General features: G+C 28.9%; 36 protein-coding genes and 1 pseudogene. 36 read left to right on the top strand and 1 reads right to left on the bottom strand.

The window, feature by feature from the left end; translation table 11 throughout:
- The first annotated feature begins 18 nt into the window (after nt 1-18).
- The 11 genes from L21TH_RS02370 to L21TH_RS02415 all read left to right on the top strand — a co-directional run bounded on the left by L21TH_RS02370 (nt 19) and on the right by L21TH_RS02415 (nt 5,237).
- Entirely contained in the window at nt 19-339 is a 321-nt protein-coding gene (locus tag L21TH_RS02370; RefSeq protein WP_006308192.1) for a hypothetical protein, read from the top strand.
- 2 nt (nt 340-341) lie between these two features.
- Nucleotides 342-557, top strand: coding sequence for a hypothetical protein (locus L21TH_RS02375; protein ID WP_006308193.1), 216 nt, complete (start codon nt 342-344; stop codon nt 555-557).
- Nucleotides 558-988: 431 nt separating this feature from the next.
- On the top strand, nt 989-1,297 hold the full coding sequence (locus tag L21TH_RS02380) for a hypothetical protein (protein WP_155848293.1): 309 nt from the start codon (nt 989-991) through the stop codon (nt 1,295-1,297).
- Nucleotides 1,298-1,616: 319 nt separating this feature from the next.
- Nucleotides 1,617-1,916, top strand: coding sequence for a hypothetical protein (locus L21TH_RS02385; RefSeq protein ID WP_006308195.1), 300 nt, complete (start codon nt 1,617-1,619; stop codon nt 1,914-1,916).
- Between the two features lie 101 nt (nt 1,917-2,017).
- Nucleotides 2,018-2,260: an HTH domain-containing protein gene (locus tag L21TH_RS02390; RefSeq protein ID WP_006308196.1), complete on the top strand. Its 243-nt coding sequence runs from the start codon at nt 2,018-2,020 to the stop codon at nt 2,258-2,260.
- A gap of 103 nt (nt 2,261-2,363) precedes the next feature.
- Nucleotides 2,364-2,489, top strand: a complete 126-nt coding sequence (locus L21TH_RS15045) for a hypothetical protein (protein WP_006308197.1) — start codon at nt 2,364-2,366, stop codon at nt 2,487-2,489.
- 156 nt (nt 2,490-2,645) lie between these two features.
- Nucleotides 2,646-2,825, top strand: a complete 180-nt coding sequence (locus L21TH_RS02395; protein ID WP_006308199.1) for a hypothetical protein — start codon at nt 2,646-2,648, stop codon at nt 2,823-2,825.
- Nucleotides 2,826-2,831: 6 nt separating this feature from the next.
- Complete coding sequence (locus L21TH_RS02400; protein WP_006308201.1) at nt 2,832-3,308, top strand: hypothetical protein; 477 nt, start codon at nt 2,832-2,834, stop codon at nt 3,306-3,308.
- A 104-nt stretch (nt 3,309-3,412) separates the two neighbouring features.
- Nucleotides 3,413-3,670 (top strand): helix-turn-helix domain-containing protein, encoded by a 258-nt coding sequence (locus L21TH_RS02405; protein ID WP_006308202.1) that lies wholly within the window; start codon nt 3,413-3,415, stop codon nt 3,668-3,670.
- 98 nt (nt 3,671-3,768) lie between these two features.
- The gene (locus L21TH_RS02410) at nt 3,769-4,653 is read left to right on the top strand and encodes a tyrosine-type recombinase/integrase (protein WP_006308204.1); all 885 of its coding nucleotides are present in this window, start codon (nt 3,769-3,771) and stop codon (nt 4,651-4,653) included.
- Between the two features lie 107 nt (nt 4,654-4,760).
- Entirely contained in the window at nt 4,761-5,237 is a 477-nt protein-coding gene (locus tag L21TH_RS02415) for a hypothetical protein (RefSeq protein ID WP_006308206.1), read from the top strand.
- A gap of 10 nt (nt 5,238-5,247) precedes the next feature.
- Here the strand turns inward: L21TH_RS02415 and L21TH_RS14455 are convergent, their stop codons facing one another.
- On the bottom strand, nt 5,248-5,430 hold the full coding sequence (locus L21TH_RS14455; protein ID WP_162138478.1) for a hypothetical protein: 183 nt from the start codon (nt 5,428-5,430) through the stop codon (nt 5,248-5,250).
- 544 nt (nt 5,431-5,974) lie between these two features.
- On the opposite strand from L21TH_RS14455, the gene L21TH_RS02420 reads away from it, so the two are divergent.
- The 25 genes and pseudogenes from L21TH_RS02420 to L21TH_RS02515 all read left to right on the top strand — a co-directional run bounded on the left by L21TH_RS02420 (nt 5,975) and on the right by L21TH_RS02515 (nt 19,414).
- Nucleotides 5,975-6,202: a hypothetical protein gene (locus tag L21TH_RS02420; RefSeq protein WP_006308209.1), complete on the top strand. Its 228-nt coding sequence runs from the start codon at nt 5,975-5,977 to the stop codon at nt 6,200-6,202.
- A 25-nt stretch (nt 6,203-6,227) separates the two neighbouring features.
- Complete coding sequence (locus L21TH_RS02425) at nt 6,228-6,419, top strand: aspartyl-phosphate phosphatase Spo0E family protein (RefSeq protein ID WP_006308228.1); 192 nt, start codon at nt 6,228-6,230, stop codon at nt 6,417-6,419.
- A gap of 83 nt (nt 6,420-6,502) precedes the next feature.
- Entirely contained in the window at nt 6,503-6,874 is a 372-nt protein-coding gene (locus L21TH_RS02430) for a hypothetical protein (protein WP_155848294.1), read from the top strand.
- 52 nt (nt 6,875-6,926) lie between these two features.
- A complete protein-coding gene (locus tag L21TH_RS13670) occupies nt 6,927-7,115 on the top strand; it encodes a hypothetical protein (protein ID WP_006308231.1) in 189 nt (62 codons plus the stop codon).
- 437 nt (nt 7,116-7,552) lie between these two features.
- On the top strand, nt 7,553-7,930 hold the full coding sequence (locus tag L21TH_RS02435; RefSeq protein ID WP_006308232.1) for a hypothetical protein: 378 nt from the start codon (nt 7,553-7,555) through the stop codon (nt 7,928-7,930).
- Between the two features lie 114 nt (nt 7,931-8,044).
- Nucleotides 8,045-8,299 (top strand): hypothetical protein, encoded by a 255-nt coding sequence (locus L21TH_RS02440; protein WP_006308233.1) that lies wholly within the window; start codon nt 8,045-8,047, stop codon nt 8,297-8,299.
- 50 nt (nt 8,300-8,349) lie between these two features.
- Nucleotides 8,350-8,526 (top strand): hypothetical protein, encoded by a 177-nt coding sequence (locus L21TH_RS14205; RefSeq protein WP_006308234.1) that lies wholly within the window; start codon nt 8,350-8,352, stop codon nt 8,524-8,526.
- Between the two features lie 37 nt (nt 8,527-8,563).
- The gene (locus L21TH_RS02445) at nt 8,564-8,872 is read left to right on the top strand and encodes a hypothetical protein (RefSeq protein WP_006308235.1); all 309 of its coding nucleotides are present in this window, start codon (nt 8,564-8,566) and stop codon (nt 8,870-8,872) included.
- Nucleotides 8,873-8,987: 115 nt separating this feature from the next.
- Entirely contained in the window at nt 8,988-9,515 is a 528-nt protein-coding gene (locus tag L21TH_RS02450) for a hypothetical protein (RefSeq protein WP_006308236.1), read from the top strand.
- A gap of 253 nt (nt 9,516-9,768) precedes the next feature.
- Nucleotides 9,769-9,936, top strand: coding sequence for a hypothetical protein (locus L21TH_RS14210; RefSeq protein ID WP_006308238.1), 168 nt, complete (start codon nt 9,769-9,771; stop codon nt 9,934-9,936).
- A 173-nt stretch (nt 9,937-10,109) separates the two neighbouring features.
- Nucleotides 10,110-10,298: a hypothetical protein gene (locus L21TH_RS02455; RefSeq protein WP_006308239.1), complete on the top strand. Its 189-nt coding sequence runs from the start codon at nt 10,110-10,112 to the stop codon at nt 10,296-10,298.
- A gap of 21 nt (nt 10,299-10,319) precedes the next feature.
- Nucleotides 10,320-10,586 (top strand): hypothetical protein, encoded by a 267-nt coding sequence (locus tag L21TH_RS02460; protein WP_006308240.1) that lies wholly within the window; start codon nt 10,320-10,322, stop codon nt 10,584-10,586.
- Between the two features lie 446 nt (nt 10,587-11,032).
- Complete coding sequence (locus L21TH_RS14215) at nt 11,033-11,203, top strand: hypothetical protein (RefSeq protein WP_006308242.1); 171 nt, start codon at nt 11,033-11,035, stop codon at nt 11,201-11,203.
- A gap of 86 nt (nt 11,204-11,289) precedes the next feature.
- A complete protein-coding gene (locus tag L21TH_RS02465) occupies nt 11,290-12,237 on the top strand; it encodes a DUF4417 domain-containing protein (RefSeq protein ID WP_155848295.1) in 948 nt (315 codons plus the stop codon).
- Nucleotides 12,230-12,439: a hypothetical protein gene (locus L21TH_RS02470; RefSeq protein WP_006308246.1), complete on the top strand. Its 210-nt coding sequence runs from the start codon at nt 12,230-12,232 to the stop codon at nt 12,437-12,439. The genes L21TH_RS02465 and L21TH_RS02470 overlap by 8 nt, the downstream gene beginning before the upstream one ends.
- Nucleotides 12,440-12,535: 96 nt before the next feature.
- Nucleotides 12,536-13,717 carry an amidoligase family protein gene (locus L21TH_RS02475; RefSeq protein WP_006308247.1) on the top strand — a complete coding sequence of 394 codons (1,182 nt, stop codon included), beginning with the start codon at nt 12,536-12,538 and terminating at the stop codon, nt 13,715-13,717.
- Nucleotides 13,718-13,894: 177 nt separating this feature from the next.
- Nucleotides 13,895-14,581, top strand: a pseudogene (locus tag L21TH_RS02480) (class II glutamine amidotransferase); the annotation flags it as partial.
- On the top strand, nt 14,574-14,897 hold the full coding sequence (locus tag L21TH_RS02485) for a gamma-glutamylcyclotransferase family protein (protein WP_006308249.1): 324 nt from the start codon (nt 14,574-14,576) through the stop codon (nt 14,895-14,897). The pseudogene L21TH_RS02480 and the gene L21TH_RS02485, both read left to right, overlap by 8 nt.
- A gap of 59 nt (nt 14,898-14,956) precedes the next feature.
- Nucleotides 14,957-15,385, top strand: coding sequence for a hypothetical protein (locus L21TH_RS02490; protein ID WP_006308250.1), 429 nt, complete (start codon nt 14,957-14,959; stop codon nt 15,383-15,385).
- Between the two features lie 55 nt (nt 15,386-15,440).
- Nucleotides 15,441-15,611 carry a hypothetical protein gene (locus L21TH_RS14220; RefSeq protein ID WP_006308251.1) on the top strand — a complete coding sequence of 57 codons (171 nt, stop codon included), beginning with the start codon at nt 15,441-15,443 and terminating at the stop codon, nt 15,609-15,611.
- A gap of 120 nt (nt 15,612-15,731) precedes the next feature.
- Nucleotides 15,732-16,385, top strand: a complete 654-nt coding sequence (locus L21TH_RS02495; RefSeq protein ID WP_006308253.1) for a metal-dependent hydrolase — start codon at nt 15,732-15,734, stop codon at nt 16,383-16,385.
- A 305-nt stretch (nt 16,386-16,690) separates the two neighbouring features.
- A complete protein-coding gene (locus L21TH_RS02500) occupies nt 16,691-17,254 on the top strand; it encodes a hypothetical protein (protein WP_006308254.1) in 564 nt (187 codons plus the stop codon).
- Between the two features lie 193 nt (nt 17,255-17,447).
- On the top strand, nt 17,448-17,732 hold the full coding sequence (locus tag L21TH_RS02505; RefSeq protein WP_006308255.1) for a hypothetical protein: 285 nt from the start codon (nt 17,448-17,450) through the stop codon (nt 17,730-17,732).
- A 78-nt stretch (nt 17,733-17,810) separates the two neighbouring features.
- Nucleotides 17,811-18,950: a ParM/StbA family protein gene (locus tag L21TH_RS02510; protein WP_155848296.1), complete on the top strand. Its 1,140-nt coding sequence runs from the start codon at nt 17,811-17,813 to the stop codon at nt 18,948-18,950.
- 101 nt (nt 18,951-19,051) lie between these two features.
- Nucleotides 19,052-19,414 (top strand): hypothetical protein, encoded by a 363-nt coding sequence (locus tag L21TH_RS02515; protein WP_155848297.1) that lies wholly within the window; start codon nt 19,052-19,054, stop codon nt 19,412-19,414.
- The last annotated feature ends 199 nt before the right edge of the window (nt 19,415-19,613 follow it).

Below are 19,613 nucleotides of genomic sequence, written 5' to 3' on the forward strand. Positions count from 1 at the left end.
AACCATGGAATAAAATATATGAAAGTAGAATATAAAAACATAGCAAGTGATACGTACACTACCATATTTGAATCTGACAATATGCCAAACTATATAAGTAGTTTTAACCTACCACAGATAAATGAAAGTGGAATATATGAAGTAAAAATAATAGTTAGAAGTCCCGAAGGGTTCGAAGCAACAGCTACAAAACAATTTACTGTATTAGATTTAAGACTTAATTCAGAACTTACACCAAGTACAATTTATGCAAGTCAAAAATACACCATTGAAGCAACATTAAGTAAAGATGGACTAGAGGGGCAGTTGCATATATTCCATATACAGATGAATGGATAACATTGGATAAGACAAATGAAGATAGTAGCAATAAGTATTATGAAAAAGAAATAACCACTTTAGAAACATTAATGGATGGAGTATATGATATAGAAATATATGGGGTATACCCTTACAATAATGAAGTTAAGGAAGTTATACCTCTTACAGTAGAAACACTTTTAGAGATAAATGTTAGTCTTTCTCCTTCATATCCTACAGGAATAGCAGCAAGTTAAAGTATACAAATTGAAGCTATTACTACATGTCCAGTAGATGTTAATAACGTAGAAGTTTGGCTTGAAGGAGAAAGCTCAATAAACCTTACAAAAGGAGCAAAAATAGGGAATGATATAACCTGGACAGGAACTTATACAATTTCTTCTGCAAAACCAGATAAAGATTACTATAAATTTTTATGTACGAGGAAATATTTTAAATGGGAACGAAACGATTGTTCAGGATAAAGTTAAAGTAGAGACTCCAATAAATTTAATAGGGTCTATAAATGGTAGTAATTCTAATGCAGTTATGATATTGGATAGAGACCATTACAATAAGAGCTACAACTTCAATATATGTAAATGATGTTGATGTAAATATTTTAGGAACAAATTTTGACATGATAGAAATATCAAATGATGGAACAACAAAAACGTGGGAAGAAATTGTGTACATAGATCCAGCAGTAGGAGAAATATCTGATATTGCTATATTTACAGCTAGAACAACGAACAACAAGATAGGAACCTATAACCTTGATTTTACAACCAAGATAGCACTTGCTATTACAGGCCAGGTGAATCCGAATCCAGCACTAGCCGGTGAAAGAGTACATTTTACATGTAATACGGAAGGGTACGCAGAAAAAGTAACAATAGAACTTTGGAATGGAGAACAAGTTGAATTAATACCAGATAATGAAACAAACAACAAACGACCTAAATACCTGGAGAGGAAGTTATATAGTTCCGCTTGAAACTCCAGATGCAACCTATGAAATAGTAGCTACAGCTGAAAGAACAGGAAGAATTGAAACTGACAATCTACAATTAACTATTAAAGGCAATATGTTTGAATTAGTAAAACCAAGGATAAGAAATTCTAATTAAAGCCAAAAAATTATCAAGCAGCTCTTAGAGCTGCTTTTTTTACAAAATAAATTTAATGACTGTCGGACATAAATCCAGAAATAATATAAAATGTCAGACAAAATTGTATAACAGTAAAAAAAGTTTTGACACATGTAAAACTAAAATATATAATAAAAATAAAGAAAAATGTTAGGAGAGTATCATATGGCTAAAAAACATAAGATAGATTTTAGAATAGGAAATGTAAGAGCGTATAAAATTGCTGAGTATCAGAAGAAATATTTAGAGAAGTTTGGAAAAAAACTAAGCAATGCAGATTTTATGAGAATGGCTATAGATACTTTCTTTGGAGAACAAAAAGATGAAATAGATATTTGTATAGAGAGATATGAAACAAAACTAATTAAGATACTTTCGGGAATAGACAAAAAAGAAATATCAAAAGAAGAATACCTTAAAAAATTAAAAGAAGAAATTATAAGGATAAAAAAAGTAGTAGAGTGAATATATTTTTTAACCATCATTTTACTAAGGTAAAAAATTTTTTAACTATAGATAAATAAAAAATATAACCCACCGTTTTTATATTGGAAAGGAGGAGAAATGTGTCAAAACTAAAAAAAGGGATAGAAATGATTATTTTGCTACAGGTAAATGGTAAAATGAATATAAAGAACTTAGCAGAGAAATTAAATATGAAAAACAGAAATGTTAGAAAATATAAAGAGGAGCTTATAGACTTAGGGGTTAAAATAGAAAGTAAAATAGGAAAGGATGGTGGTTATATACTTCGGGAGCCAATATTTACTGAAAATTTTATTAAGAATTTTAAAAAAAGCAAAAATTGATAGATAAAACAGATGAATATATTGGAAATTGACTATTAAAATAAGATTAAATTATCAATAGTAAATTAAGATTTTATTGAAACTTAATAAAGAAGGATTTAAAATGCTTATAAAATATTTAAAGGATGAACGAGGAGTAGCAGATCCAGAAATAGCACCACTAATATTATTTATATGTTTAATTTTAATTTCAATAGCAAATAAGATATTTAATTTTGCTACAAATTAAGTTAAAAATATACAACCACAAACCAGCAAGATAATATAAATTATCATGCGAAAAAATGATAAAATTATACTATATAAGAGCAAAAAAGATAGATTAATAGTTGAAAAATTAGCACGATAATTTTAAGCAAAATTCATAGAAAGGCGAGGAGACAGTATGGAATTATCTACAAAGAAATTTACTAAAAAGATAACTAATATTTTTAATATATTAAAAGACATTAAAAAACAAGAGGAAGAAGGTAAAAGGATACCAGATAGTATTGATGAAAGGTTAAAGAAAATAGATGAAGAATTAACTGATATGCTTATTGAATTGGAAGCAGAAGGGAGCTAAAAGGACATGAGAAGAGAACAAATTGAAAACATATATAAAATGAATGGGTTAACGGATTATAAACTAAAGAACACAGAGGATTTATTAAAATGTCATGGAATTGATTATGAGAAAGTTGAGGGATATAAACAACTTGATGATTTAAATAAAAAAATATATAAAAAATTCATAATTAATTTTTTTAATGGACTAGGATTGGAGTCCAGAGCGGATTTAGTGCCAAAAGGTATATATTTTGTAGAGGATATACAGTACTTAGCTAAAGAAAAACCTGAAGTAGAATATTTTGTAGTTATAGGTGGCACTATCATGGCATTTAATAGAAATGGGAGAAAAAGTTTATTATATAAATGGGAAGATGAAAATTATAAACACCTTGAAGCAAAAGAAGAAGAAGTCACAACATATCTAAGATTTGAATATGAACATAAAAGTAAAAAAGAATGGGTACATGTAATAGATGGAGGGAAATCATGGTATTAAAAATATCATAATGACAATAAAGTTTAAAATTTAAACTACAAATAATTAAGAAAAGATGAAAAGTACAAAAATTAAACTTCATCCAGGAAGGAGAAGTAAACAAAATGGATATATTAAATTTATACCAATATAAGGACTTGAAGCACACTACATTTAAAATATTAGCTATATTATACGCTTTAGCTAAAATAAAGCCAGTTAAGATTAATACAGTAAGAATAGACTATGATGAACTCATGGAGGAATCAGGAATAAAAAGCAGAGCAACTATAGCAGCTGCTATAAAAGAGTTAGAAGAAAAAGGCATAATATCAAAGTATAGAACTAATTATATACCTAGTGAGTATATGATTTTAAAATGATAGCTGCTTATATTTGAAAACAATAACCCGCCGAACAAACAATTAACCATGAAAGAATAAGTTACATCCAGGAACGCCTAGATGGGAAGGTGATAAAAATGGAAGTATTAAAAGGTTTTGAAAAGTATCTTCAGGAAAAAGATATATCACGGAAAACAAAGAAGGATTATATAACAGATATAAAATTATTTATTGGATTTATAAATAAAGCAAATGAAGGATTCAAGCCTGAATATGTAACAGAGTTAATGACAATAGGTTACAAAAAATACATGATACATGAAAAGGTATATAAAGCTTCAACCATAAATAGAAAAATAACAAGCTTAGAATGGTTTTGCAAATATTTAATACAAGGAGGATATATTAAAGAAAATCCAGCAGAAGGACTTGAAACTATACCACAACAACAAATAGCTCCAAAATCTCTTAAAAGAGTAGAAGTTATAAGATTATTTAATTTAGTATTCGCAGTTAATAACAAAAGAGATATATGTATATTCAGTATTCTTTACAATACAGGAATTAGAAATGGAGAACTTGCTAAACTTAAACTTAAAAATATCGAAATAAATGAGAGAAGTGGAGTTATACACATTGAAAACAGTAAAAGATATAAAAGTAGAACAATAAGTCTTAATAAGGATGTTAGAAAGGCTATAAGTGAGTACTTGAAAACTAGACCCAAGATAGCACGAAGTCAAAAAGAATACCTGGAAGAACCTTTGTTAGTAGGAGAAAGATGTTATATGACAACCTCAGGCATTTATAGAGTTGTTAGGAAATATGGAGATATGATTAATATAAACTTAACTCCGCATACGCTGAGGCATACATTCATTAGGAACTTATTAGATCAGAGAACAGATCATGTAACAATATCTGAAATAACAGGAGATTCATTAGAAATGTTAAAAATTTATGGCAAACCACATCGAGAACATATAGAAAGAGCAGTAGAAAGCATAGAAATTACAAATTAAATAACCAAACAAAAATAAAGAGGCTTCAAATTGGCTTCTAAGCGTTTTTGAAATATTATGAGGGGTAATGCCTATCGCGACAAAAAATGTGTGAGAGAGGTGAAAAAATGGGAGTAGAGAAATTGCTTATATTAGGAACTGTAGTTTTATTAGTAATTGGGTTAGGATGCATATGTCTAGCACAATATTTTAATAATCGGGGGAAAAAAGTATGGAGTGAGAAAAAAGAGAAAATAAACATGATTGATAGAATATCATATAATTGGAGTGTATTTTTAGAAGGGATCACTGTACAAATAGACAGAGAAACTGAAGAAAAGATAAAAAAACACCTTGTAGAAGTGTTTGATCACATAGTAAAAAGGAATCCAGACATGCAAGCTGCTAATGATTATTTAGAAATAGAAACATACATGAAAATCACAGGTTTTTGGGATGGACCTTATGGAAGAATTCTGGAACTAGAAATAAAATCTGAAGATAAACCTTCAGTTAAAATTAAGTTTAATATAAATAGCATAATGAATGCTGCATATAGGACTAGAAAAGAACAAGAAAAACCTAAACTTAGAGTAATAAAATAAAAATATAACTTCACGAAAAATAATTATAATAAGGGAGAGGAGAATAGTTGTAATTTAAAATACCAGCTTCGATTATATATCCAACAGTAGTATTAACGTTATTCTTTTTATGGTATAAAATAACATTAGATATTAGAGAATCTGTATTAACTGCATCTGTTGCTTCGTTAATAACTCTATGTAATAAATACATATATAAATTACCAGGAGATAGTCATTATAATCCTTTAGGCTTTATAGAACTACATATAGGTAGAAAGGCAAAAAGAAACAAACATAAATTTTATAGAATATGTATTGAAACCATTAAGACAGCAAAAGAATTAGAGAAAGATGTTTTGTTTTACACCTGGCATTTAAAAGAAGAAAAGCTAAGGAAAATTTTTTGTAATTCCATAGAGATAACAAAACCAAATATAATAGAAAAAGTAATGAATTTCTTGCCGGCTGCTTTGATGTTAGTACTTCCTGTACCACTCCCTAATCCATATATAAAATGCTATATAAAGACCAGGGAACTTCCAGAGAGTTTTATACAAAAATACATATTAAAAAGCACTTGCTAAAAAATAAATAGCAAGTGCTTTTTAATATAAAAATATTTTTAAACTATGCGAATAAAAGACAAACAAAACGACACGATTAACAAATGTAAAATAAAATTTGACATACGTAAAATAAAATGATATAATAAAAACATAAGTAAGGTTCTAAAATATAAAACAGGGGGAATTCAGATGAATGGAAGAAATATAAAACTAGAAATAGAAGCGTTAAATTACATAGTAAGAATATTACAGGAAGAAAAAGCCAGTAGTATTCAGGAAATTTTAGAAGAAATAGATGAAAATTCAAACTTTCCTTTATTTTCATGTAGCGGGAAAGAAATGCTAAGTATACTTAAAAACATCTACCCATTAAAAGAAGAAAAAAAATACATAGTGTATGGAGATTATATTAAATAAATGTTGCGGGCCAGGAGAGAGGATAATGAAAGATATTGTAAAATTAAAAAAAGAATTAAATAAATTAGCTGTTAAAAACATAAACAATTTAATATCTACAGAGATAGTTAAAAAAAGTCAAATACTAGATAAATTAATAGTTAAAGAGCAAAGAAGCAAATTAAGTCAAATTATGTATAAGAGTGTACAAAATAATCACGGCAACAATGATTACTAATATAAAATAAACTTTTAAAATACACTCTTTTTCAAATGTGTTATATTAAAAAAGAATAAAAATGGGAAAGAGTGGTGATGGGAATGAAGGTAAAAAACAAAAGGGAAAAAGAAAGAAAATTTGACAGTATAATGGGTCAAATAATATCAAAACTAAAAGATATAAATGATGCAGATTATGTGATGGGATTTGTAGAGGAATTGAATTATTGGGTTAAAGAACTTCATTTCTTTTACAACAGGTTAGTACCAAGACAGACAGGAAATCCATCAACAACATACTATACACCTTCTCCAAGACCAAAAGAAGGACAGGTAGCATATTTAAATCTTAGAAGAGGATATCCAAAAGAAATATATGAACGGACACTATTGTTATATTTTAAAAGATTTTGGGACAAAATATGTAGTACTACCAATAACATCTATAAAGGATGGAACAGCTCCAAATCCTAATTATGAAATAGATATAGTAATCAAAAACTTTATAAATGACTTGCCTAGTAGGATGCATGTAGATGAAATAAGAATAGCAGACCCATTAAGAGTTAAGGAAAATAAAGGTATATTTGATGTAAAAACCGATAGAAATTATATTATTAAAGGAGTAAGTAAAATTTTACTTGAAAATTACTTGTCCGAAGCTAGAGAAAAAATAGAAGATGATATTAGCAAAGTATTACACAACAACCTATAAACACGTTGACACTATGGTATCAGTATAATATAATAAAAGTGTAAAGATTAAAGAACTCTTAAGTGAGCAATCGTTTAATAGCCCTTAAGTGGGCAATCGTAAAAGAACCCTTAAATGGGCAATTGTTAAATAGCTTTCGGGCAAGTGTACTTTTAAAGATGCAAGCATTGTAATGCTTGCATCTTTGATTTTGAGAATAAAGATTATTTTTTTTAATCGTTATTTTACAAAAATAAAATAAAATTTTACAAATGTAAAAAACAAATATATAATAAGAATATATCATAAAAACAAAGAAGGGGGAACGGATAAATGGCAAATTTTAATAAGTGGTTTGATACATTAAATTAATATTAGGGAGGAATTGAAATGCCATATCAAGAAGGCAAAAGGCAAATCGTATATTTTGATTTTTATAAATTTAGAAATTATATGATATGAAAGATTTAATATCGAGTAAAGAGTATGCACAAAGAACAAAACGAGACATTCAACAATTAATAAAAGCATTCAATAAATATATAAAAGACATACAAAGGCATATAGAAAAAGTAAAAAATATAGATTATGAAATTATAGTATCTTTGAAAAGAGAAAAATCATGGTATGAGAATAAGGTTTATTACTATGTGAGTGTAATTAAAAGGCCTGTAATAATAAAAGAAGATATTACAGATATAAGGGTAGAAAAGCTAGAACATTATAAATTTAAAGGCTCAGAAAGATTTGTAGCAAGAGATATGACATTAAAATTACTTAAAAAATATAAAGACTCAAAGCTGGAACAAAATTGTGATTTAATAAAAATACAATAAATTATCACCAGGATCATAAACTAGAAACTATATTTTTCAAAAATATAACCAGCCGATTGGTTATATTAATTGAATCAGGAAGCAAATAAAGTATATTGTAAGAGGAGGATAAAAATGAGTATGGGTAGAGGGATAACTAGAAGTGAGTTAGAAAAAAAGAAAAAAGAACTACAACAAGGGAAAAAAGTAAAGATAGAATACAGTCCGAAAGTTAAGGTTAGAAAAAAATATAAACGAGTGGTTATAGGAACTATCCAGCCGATTTGTGAAAAATCTACCTATTTCAGAGTAGATACAGGGAAATATATAACCTCATTTCTCATAACAGACCTCATAAATAAAGATATAATTCTACAAGAGATAAATTAATTTCAAAACTGAGAAAACATATATGTAAATCATTTGAAAGGAGAATAAGTATGAAAGGATATGCCATAGTAAAATATCAAATAGGGGAATATGGAGGAACTTTCCAAGTCCCTTGTAATGAAAATGACTCAAACGCAGAAATTATAGAAAGAGCAAAATTAGAGTTAGACAAATATAAAATAGGTATGTATCATGAAAGTTATAAAGTTATATATAGAAGTTGTTAACTACTATAACAAGAATTTATAAAATGGAGGGTAAGAAGTGCTAAATAAAAAATTGTATTTAGAACAATGCATATGTCTTTTAAGTGAAATGATAACTGATATAATAGATTATGATTCAGATAGTGATTCGGTAATATATATACTTGTTGGTCCAGAAAAAATCGAGCACCTAAAAAAACTAATCTCTAATGAAAAAGATTTAGAAAACTATCTACAAGGATATGGGGAAAATTGGAAAGAAGAAGGCTTTGATATTACAGGAATATTGAGCGAAATATGTAGTAAGTTTAATGTAGATATTTGGGTTGATTTTAAGGAAAATAAGTTTTTCTTAAATAATGTTTAAATTAAATAAGGAGGAGACTATAAGTAATGAAAAATTCTAATTATTAAACTAGATACATTAAATGTCGATATTATAATAAAGAATAAAATTAAATCTAAAGCAGGAGTTGATGTTAGTGATAGAAAGCTTAATAGATTTGTATAAAGACATGGAGTATAAGAATCCAAAGGGTACAAAAATGTTATTAGTGTTAGTTATAGCATCAACATTATGTATAGTTTATATATTTGCTTCAGGAATCGGAGGAATAGTAAGCAATATATTTGCACCAAGAATAACATATATAGGTCAAATAGAAAAAATACAAGTAGAAGAAGGACAAGTTAGTCTAACGGTTAAATCTTTAGCTGGAGAAGATAAAGGCGATTGGCTAAATAACTTGTTGCCGGTTCAAAGACCATCCTGGACTAATGTAAAATATCCTGAAGAGATTGAGGGGAAAATGAAAAAATATTTTAAGGATATTTTTACATTGGAGGTAGATGGAGAATTAGAATATGAAGTAGGAGATAAAGTAAAGATAGTAGGTAAAAACTTTAAAATAAAGTCTATATCAAAAGCTAATGAACATGTCATAGAAAATGCAACAATACCTATTGTAACAGGAATTGTAGAGAAATATAAAAGAAAAGAGCAAAGGTGAATATAAAATAATCGTTGAAGTTGAAAATCCTGATGTAGTAGATATAAAAGATAGTAGTGTAGAATTAATGTTAACAAAAGAACAGTTTGAGAAAATGAATGGAGATATAGGAGAGCTTATAAAGGTGATAACTAAGTAGCTGTAATAAACAGCTACTTTTTTTACAAAAGCCTAAACAAATGTAAAAAAATATTTGACAAACGTAAAACAATATACTATAATTAAATTAAGTTGAAAGTAGGGAGTGGGTAAAATGGGAATATTTGATATTTTAGACATCTTTGTTAGAGTGTTTTTTATACCGGCAATATGGATATGGATTTTTAATATTAAAGAATTTAAGTATGTAAGAAGGTACATAAGTATTAAAAGAAAGTACAAAATTGAAAAGAAGATTCAAAGTCAAAGAAGAGCTGCATAAGGACATAAAAATATAACACACATAGTAATACTGATTTTAAAAGTCAATAGTCCCCCTTCCTTCTCCCGTATAAAACATGTAAATTAATTTGTGTGGGAGAAGTTATATATTTTATTACTTAGAAAAATTTAAATTTGAAGTGATATAATAAAATCATTGAAAGGAGTAAGGAGATGGACAGAGAAAAAATAAAAAAAGTTGCTAAAATTGGTATAATTTCAGGAATAGCCGCTATAGCAACAAAAGAGATAATAATGGCTAATTGGTTAACAACAGCTGATTTATCAAAAACTATGGAAGGAGGTTTGACTTTCGGGATATATATTGTCATAGCTGGAATATGGTATATGATATCAAATTAATAAACAGTAAAGGGGGATAACATGAATATTAACAAAATTAAAGAGTTAGGAGAACTAGAGAAAGAACTAAATGAATTAGGAAAAACTTTTAAGAAATTAGTTTATCAAAAGAAAAAGGATTATTTGAATGAATCAGAAAGGGATTTTGAAAAATTCTTTAAAGATAAAGGGTTTGATGTTAGAAAATTAGGCAATAGTACTATTGAGGCTAGTCATGGGAATACAAGAGTGAAATTAGATATAACCAGATGTAAATATAGACTATGTAGGAGCATACTCAATATTTGATTTCAAAGTGCAAATCATAGAGAAAAAAGAATTTAAGATTATGTTGAATAAAATAGGTCATTATCCATAAGTCCAGACAAGTGTAAGAACAGTAAGCAAGCCTAAAACCGAAGAAGAAAAAATAGATGAAAAAATTGAACAAGCAAAAAAATCAATAAAAGAATTAAATAGTAGAATATCAAATATTGATTCTGAAGAATGGGGATTTACTTTAACATCCAAGAATGAAAAGAATTTTAAAACAAAACAGTATAAGAGCATTGAAGAACTCCTGGAGAATTATTTTAAATAAAAGAGATAAAAAGAATCAAAGTTGAAAACAACTTTGGTTCTTTTTTTATGAAAATTTAAAGCAAAGAATAATGAATTACATTATATATAACCCGCCGAAAATGAAAAAAATAGAAAAATGTTGTATAATTTTTCTATGGAAAGGGGTGACATATGTGCCTGAAAACAAACCGGATGTATTAGAATTATTAAAATTAACAAGAACATTAATAAGGCAAATAAAATTTTTTAACAAGATAGAACTATCAAGTGAAGAAGAAGAAATAGTAAGGAAATCACTCAAAAAGCTAAGAAGAAAAATAGATGATTATTTGGAGGGTTATTAAAATTGAGTGGACTATGTGGGAGAAATTGCAATTCATGTATTTTTAAAGAGTATTTTTGTGAAGGATGTTCTCTTTGTGAGGTTTGTATGTGTGACAAGAATTGTCGAGATTGTTTTGCTTTATGTCCTGAAAGACCAGCAGGGATAGCGTATTTAATGAGCGTGGGAGGACCTGAAATAGAAAGTAAGGGAAATAAAAAAATTCATTTACCGGCCCATATACCTATTCTTCCTGATGTATTTAAAGAAAAACCTAGGGGAGATATAATGCCTGTAATAGGACTACATGCAGGAAGTATGTTTTCAAGAAATGGAGAAAAGATTAATCCAAAGTATCTAAATAATGGATATGTAAAGGCTTTAAACATAGCTGAAGGTACAGAAGCAGTTCTAGAGTTTTATGTTAAAGATAGAACTCTTGAAGGATTTTGGGATAATAGAAAAAATAATTACAAAGATTTAAAAAGAATGAATATAAAGGCAATAATATCACCAAATTTCTCAGTTTATGAAGATGCTCCTAGACTAGTCCATTTATACAACATAAAAAGGACTACAATAGTATATAATGAAATGCTTGAAGCTGGACTAAACGCAATTCCTGATGTAAGTTGGTATAGTTTGAAAGATTTGGATAAATGGATTAGGGAGATTAAAAGAAATAAGGTCAAAATGATAGCTTTTTCATTCCAGGTAGTAGATGTTAGGTTAAAAGCTTCAAACATATGGAAAAACTATTTAACAGGCTTTAGATATCTATGCAAGAACATAGATCCGGAGATAGAGATCTTAATAATAGGCATAACATCATCCCGCCGAGTAAAAGAAATTCATGCAGTTGCCTTTGGACATCGGATAATAGTTTTAAATCAATCAGCTTTTGTTCAGAGTAGACGAGGGATGCTATTTGAAGGAAGAAATAAGAATACAGAGTTTACAAAGGATGATATTTTTCACAGAAATATTATGTACTTTAACAAGTTGTATGAAGATATGAACTTAAAGCATAATTTAGGAGGTGAAAAAAATGCCTAAAGCCAGAAGCTCTACAATTGCAAGTAGAAGTTCAAGAAATACAATGGGTCAAGGAATCGGAAACTCAGAAGCAGTAGAAGAAGCAGCTTCAATTGAAGAAACGGAAATGGCAACAAGACTTGAAGATAGAATTAGAAGAAGTAAGAACGGTACCAGTTTAATATGGAATCCAGAACTAGAAGAAGAAATGAACAATTATTAGTTACCTGTGATCCTAATACTCCAGGAATAGCTAGAGTTTAAATCTCCTTCAGGGAATACATATGATGTAAACTATGAAGATACAACATGCAACTGTATGCATTATAGAATTAGAGGGGAAGAATGCAGACATATACAGGCAGCAAATATAGCAAGAGGACAGCTGCAAGAAGAATATAACATACCAGATTCGCCAATAGGGCAAGGAAACATAAATATAAATGAAGCACTGCAAAATCAGCAAAACATGGATCAAATAGCCGAGGAAAATAGAAGAGCTTTAACGGGAGAATACGAAGATGAAGGACATTTCTATTGTGATAATGTAGAAGAATTTGGAGTTGCATTAGAAAGACTTAAAAATGTGCCTCTTCCGTATGATAGGGCTAATGCTCTAAACGGTTCAAATATAACATTTGGTATAGAACTTGAATTTGTAGATGGAGATTCAGATGCAATAGCAAGAGAATTATATGAATTAGGAATTATATCGGAACCACGAATGGTAAGATATCATGATTCAGGTACACCGGGAAAGTGGACACTTGAAAGAGATGGTTCGGTAACCTCAGGAAGAAGAGGAGGAGAATTAGTATCACCTGTTCTAAGAGATACTCCTGAGACGTGGGAACAAATAGAAAAAATATGTGAAGTAGCTAAAAGACATGGAGCGAGAATAAACTATAAATGTGGTGGACATGTTCATGTGAGTATGGAACCATTAGACACAGCAAGACAAAGGTGGAGGAGATTTTTTAAAGCTATTAAAGGATATGAAGAAACCATCTACAGAGCTTCAGGAGGAAATGAGGGAAGAATAAGAAGTGGACATAGTTATTATGCTATGCCTTTTAACGAAAGAGCTAGCTATGGTACAAGAAGAAGAGTTACAATGGAAAGTGAATCAGATGTTCATAGTTTAGTGGAAGATATAGGGAATCGTAATAGGTATTATGGAATAAATTTAACAAACATACATAGACCAGACAAACCAAATACTATAGAATTTAGATATTTTAATGGGTCATTAGATCCAGCAACAATTCAAGCTAATATAAAGATAGCTGCTGGAATAATTATGGCTTCAGAAAAGGTAAGATCAAAAGATTTAAGGGATGCACCAACACCGGAAACAATGAAAAGAAGAGGGAATATGCTAAACAATGCTAGAAATGAAAGAAATAATCAATCATTGATGGAATTTTTAGATATCTTTTTTTCAAGAAAAAGAGACAAAGAACATGTATTAGGAGTTCTAGCAAGGAATACATGGAGATAACTCTAAAACTTTAACAAATATAAAATAAAATTTGACACATGTAAAATAATTGGATATAATAAGATAAACTAAAGTTTTGGAGTTGATATATATGTGTATGTTATACGCATTTAATGGTGGAAACTATTATGAACTTAATAAGAGTTTAAAACATTTTTTGATTTTTCAAATCTACATCCTCATGGATGGGGATTAGCTTTTTATGGTAGAGATAATGAGTTTAGATTAATAAAGGAAGCTAATCCAGCGTATAAGAGTAAGCTTGCAAAGGATATTGTTAGTAAGAATTTGCCAGGAAAATTAACAATAGCACATATTAGATATAAAACTCTAGGGGAAGAAAAAATAGAGAATACACATCCTTTTGTTAAAGGGATAAATAATGAGAAGTGGGTATTTGCACATAATGGAAGCATTATAGATCCTAAGGTGTTTGATATATTTATACAACAAGAAGCAAAGGGAGATACTGATAGTGAAAGAGTATTCTGTTATATAGCTCAAAATCTTCGTGAAAAGAATGATAGAAACTTAGAATACAAAATAAAGGTAATAGAAAAATCAATAAAAGAACTAGCTCCTTATGGGAAATTAAACTTACTTTTATCTGATGGAAAACACTTATTTATACATACTAATTTTAAAGATTCTTTATATAAATATAGCGGGAAAGGACATGTATGTTTCTCAACCAGACCTTTAACAAATATTGTAAAAAAAGACGAATGGAGTAGTGTGGAACTCAATAGATTATTTGTCTATTTTAATGGAGAATTGATTTATAGAGGAAGAAGTCATGGTTATGAATACTTTAAAAAGCGTAATATAACTAATACACATGAATGGAGTGAAAGATATGTATAAAATGTTTGTATATGGAACTTTAATGAAAAGACATTCGAACCATGACTTTTTAAAGAATCAAAGGTTTATAGGAAAGGGATTATTAAAAGGATATAAAATGTATAGAGTAGTAATTTCATTCCCTGGCATAGTAAAGTCTAGTCAGATAGAAGATGTTGTTATAGGAGAGGTCTATGAAATCGATAAAAAAACATTGCAGAACTTAGATAAACTCGAAGGAGAAGGACATATGTATAAAAGAGTTAAAGAAAATATTATACTGGAAGACAATAAAGAATTGGAAGCTTATGTATATGAATGGGTTAGGCAGTGTTAGAGGAGTGGAACAAGTAAGTGTAGAAGATATGCCGTGGGAACCAAAAGGAGGTTAAATTCATGAGAATAGAAGAGCAATATAGGATAATAAGGGATCCGAATAATATAGAAGAAACGAAAGCTCCAAGAAAGCCAATCTTGGTGGTCCTATCTAATGGGGTCGTTGGAGAAGCTTCTACAATAAGGGGAGCTGAAGCAATAGTTATAGGGACAGAATATTTTGATGCTGAAGATGCTTTGGATGAATGGCATTATAGAGTAGAGGCGGCAAGAAGGGAAGCTATGAAAGCTATAGCAGATGATTTGTATGCAGTTGTATATGATGAAAGACAAGGAATTATAGAAAATAATTATGGAGCTGAACCAGGAGATCCAGATTATGAACAACCAGATAAGGAACCAATTAAAATTAGAGTAGATACAGAAAAAACTTTTTTATATTCATTAGCCAAAATAAGAGCTATAAGGCCTTTTAGAAAGGGAAGATAGTTTTCTTATAAGACCATGTGACGAAGAAGAAAAATACTGCAATATATGTAGTTTTATGACTGAAGAAAAACAAGGAATCTTTTGTGAAGTTTATAATGAGCCAAGAGTACCTGAAGATGGGATGGAGTGTACATCCTTTGGCAAAAAAGGAGGAAATACAAGAGAATATATAGGAGGAACATATATAGATATAGCTCAGGAGTATGACTTAGATAAATATCTATGATGATTTAAAATACTCATTTTGATAAAAGATCCAGCTGTAAGATGCAGCTGGATTTAAAATGAAAACTACCCGCCGTTTATAATATTTTAATTTATTTCATTTGAATTAGGGGGAATAAATTTGAAATATGAAGAGCATACTGCAATAGGAATAACTGGACTATTAATATTGTCTAAAATAAAAATACTTGGATTAGATGTAAACATAGTATCAATACTAACAACAGGAATAGCTTCGATATTAGCTGATTTGGACCATCTGGAAAGCAGAATATCAAATAAGATGTATTCAGGCATATCAAGAGCAATAACTAATCTATTGAGCTTGGTTATACCTACAGTACTAGCAGTAATAAGCTATATTCAATTTAATAAGTGGAATAATATATATAGATCCTCTACTAGTTCATGGAATCCATTTGTTGTAGGATTAGTTGTTTTTGCTATATCAAATTTATTAATTAGAGAACAGTACCAGGTAATAAAAAAAATAGTAGCATATGGGGTGGCTTTTGGATTAATAGCTTATGGAATTTATAAAGAGAACAGAATATTGATAAGTATTGGTTTGTTTATAGGAACATATATATTAACCGAACATAGGAGCGGAGTAACACATTCAATATTAAGTGCAATCATAACAACCTTAATAGTATTAAAGATAGATATAAAATATAATTTGAATTTGACTAGATATGTACTGTTGGGATATTTACTGCATATATTATCTGATTGCTTTACAACCAGAGGATGCCCTATATTTTTCCTTTTATAAATAAGAGGTTTAGATTTGGGTATAAGATATTAAAATTTAATAGAGAAAATAATTTAAAAGAATATGTGTTGATTGGAATAAACATAATTTCTATAATAATACTTCATATTGACTATATTTTAAAATATCTATAGGAATACTAAGTGATTAAGAGTAAAAAATAAAGATTGTTTTATAGAAATATGACAAAACAATACGATATTTTACACAAGTTAAAGCCACATTGACAAAAGTAAAATTAATAAGATATAATAAAATAAATTAATTCATGATGAATTAGTAATATTTGCGAGGGAGGATATTGTATGGACAAAGAAACTTATAGTAAGGAGGTAAAAGAAATTTTTGCTACAAATGCTGTATTAAAAAGAAATTCAAAATTAAATGACAAATTGGATAGAGCTTATGAATTATCAAAGAAATTAGAAAGTGGAGAAATCATAAAACCACAAGAAGCACATAAATTAGTCAAAGAAATACTTGAGATTTTCTTTAAAGATCCATTTTCCGATAGTTTCAGTATACCAATGAGATTTATAGAATCTCCACTAGGAAAAATGTTATTTGGCTTAAAATTTGGTATTCCAGAAAAAGCATATACTACAGCAGAAATTACAGCAATAATGGGAAGGACAAGAGCATTGATTTCTCACGATTCTAAAAATGGATTAGTAAGGAGTGAAAAAAAAGGTAGAAACATTATTATTTATGAGAATGACCTAATAGATTATATGGTATCAAAAGGAATGTCTCATACTGAAGCACAAAAAAGAATAACTCTTTATCAGCATTTTAAAGAGCAAGGTTATGATATTAAACAAATAAAAGACAAAATTGAATTAGCAATCTCAGAAGAATATCAAACTTAAATAATATGCCAAGAGAGAACCATAAAGATCCTCCCTTGAACAGTCCAAAGAGGTACTTAAAGTACCTCATTAATATTTTATAAAAAATTTTCAAAAAAATTAAAACCAACTATAGACAAAAATATATTTTTTAGGTATAATACTAAGTGAAAGAACAAAGCAAAGGGAAAAAGAAAAGAAGGAAGGTGAAGAGATGGAGAAAATATTTACTGATGAACAATTAAAATTTCTTGCTAATAGGTTTCAGTTAGTACATGAAAAAATGGGAGAAGTATTTAAAACAATTAGTTTGCATGACGGAATACCACTATACGAAATAGACAAACAAGTCGGGGTTAGCGAATACATTCGAAACAAGTGTATTGCCGCATTAGAATTAGTAGGGTTGGTGGAAATGAGAGGTATATCTACAGCAAAGCTTTATAGTCTTACAGAGGAAGGCAAAAGATTAAAGGAGCTGCTAGAAAAGGGGCAGTAATTAATGGGATACACATTAAAAGAGTTAATTAATTTTCAAGTTTTAAAAAAAATATTAAAGTACAAGGGGGAAGGAAAAATGAGAAAACTAATAGCATGCGAAGTAGGGAATTTTGACACAAAGCTAGTAGGAGAAGAGTACAAGCAAAATAAAGAAGACAAGGTATCGGTGCTTAATATAGTTTCAAGAGCTAGATATAGAAGAAGCTATGGTAAAAAAGTAAAAAATCTAATAAATCTTTTAGACGTTACTATTGAATCACCTTCATTGGTTACAGAAAGATGGTTTGTTGGTGGCTTAGCTTTTAAAGAGGGCGAAGAATATATGAAGCCTACAAGAGTAACTAAAAAAGCTGAGAATCCGCAAACTATCATACAGCTTTTAACTACAATAGCATACTATCTTTATGATTCTAAGAATCCAAAGAAAACAGAAACAATAGCTTTATCAACATTATTACCAACAGAAGAATACTGGAGTGAAGAAAAGGATTATATAAAAATATTAGAAGATAAATTAAAAGGAAAACATAAGGTTATCTTCAATGATGAAGCTTTTAATGGAGCAGAGATAACATTAGATATAGAACGATTATTAATTAATCCAGAAGGTGCTGTCGGACAAATAGCTTGTGTATATGGTTGGGATGGGAATGTACGAAGTGATATAGTAGATTACGAATTTAAGACTATACTTAATATAGATATCGGTTCAATTGACACTGATGTATCAATATTAAAGGAAGGTGACTTCCTGGAAAAAGGTAATTTTGGTATTAAAGGGCGGCACTACAGCAGTGTTAAGAGATATTGCAAAAGATATAAAACAATTTATGGACATGAATTTGATATACATAAACTAGATTATCATCTAAGAACTAAAAGACCTTTATATATTGGGAATAAAGAAATAAATAAAGAAATTTACCAAATATCAGAAAAACATTTTTCAAATAGTGCAAAGTTGTTAGCAGATAAGATTTCGGAAGAGCTTCAGGATAGAAGAATCAATAAATATGAGATAAACATTACAAATATGATTGGTGGAGGCACTCCATTTTTTAAAGATGGTTTTATAAATCATTTTGCTAATGAATATATGGAAATAAAAGTTCCAGAAGATCCACGCTTCGCAAATGCAGAAGGGGCTTTAAAGGCATTATTATTTGAGATGCAACAATCAAGTCAAGAAGATGATGAAATATTTGGGGAAGATTAATTTTTTATAGGAGTGAGTCTGGATGGCCAGGAAAAAAAGAGAAAAAAAAATATACAATTTTGGTTCAGTGCTTAACGATCCGGTTAAGTCCAGACTCAGGAGTGGACCAGGAAGTACTTGACTGGATCAATAATATTCAAAGCAATAGAAATAAAGAAATGATTAATGCTATTAAATTCAAGATAGCATTAGAAAAGAAGTTATCTGATGATGCTACATTAAACAAGTTGATGATAGAAGCAATTAGTCATAAAGCTTTAGAAGAAGAGATAGCAATAAATACATATGAAAAAGAAATAAAGCCTGTAAATTCTATAACCAGTAAAAAGTTTAGAAAGAATTTAAAAAATATAGAGAGTAAACATAGCAATTCACATGAAGCAGAGGATGAACTTTATGGAGATGTAGCAAAAGAAGAAAAACTACCTCCAGGAATAAGAGCTTTAAGAGGTTTGAAGAAGTAGTATAACTGTATTACAGTTTCAAAACAAGTAAAATCAAAGGTTACAAGATAAAAAAAAGTACCAACTGTAATACAGTTTTTTTATGTATAAAGCGAGAAATTTAATAAAAAAATTTAAAAATTAATAAAAAAAATTTTTTAAAGACAACTGTATTACAGTTTCAAAACAAGTAAAATCAAAGGTTACAAGATAAAAAAAG

The sequence above is a fragment of the Caldisalinibacter kiritimatiensis genome, from assembly GCF_000387765.1.
Taxonomy (GTDB): domain Bacteria; phylum Bacillota; class Clostridia; order Tissierellales; family Caldisalinibacteraceae; genus Caldisalinibacter; species Caldisalinibacter kiritimatiensis.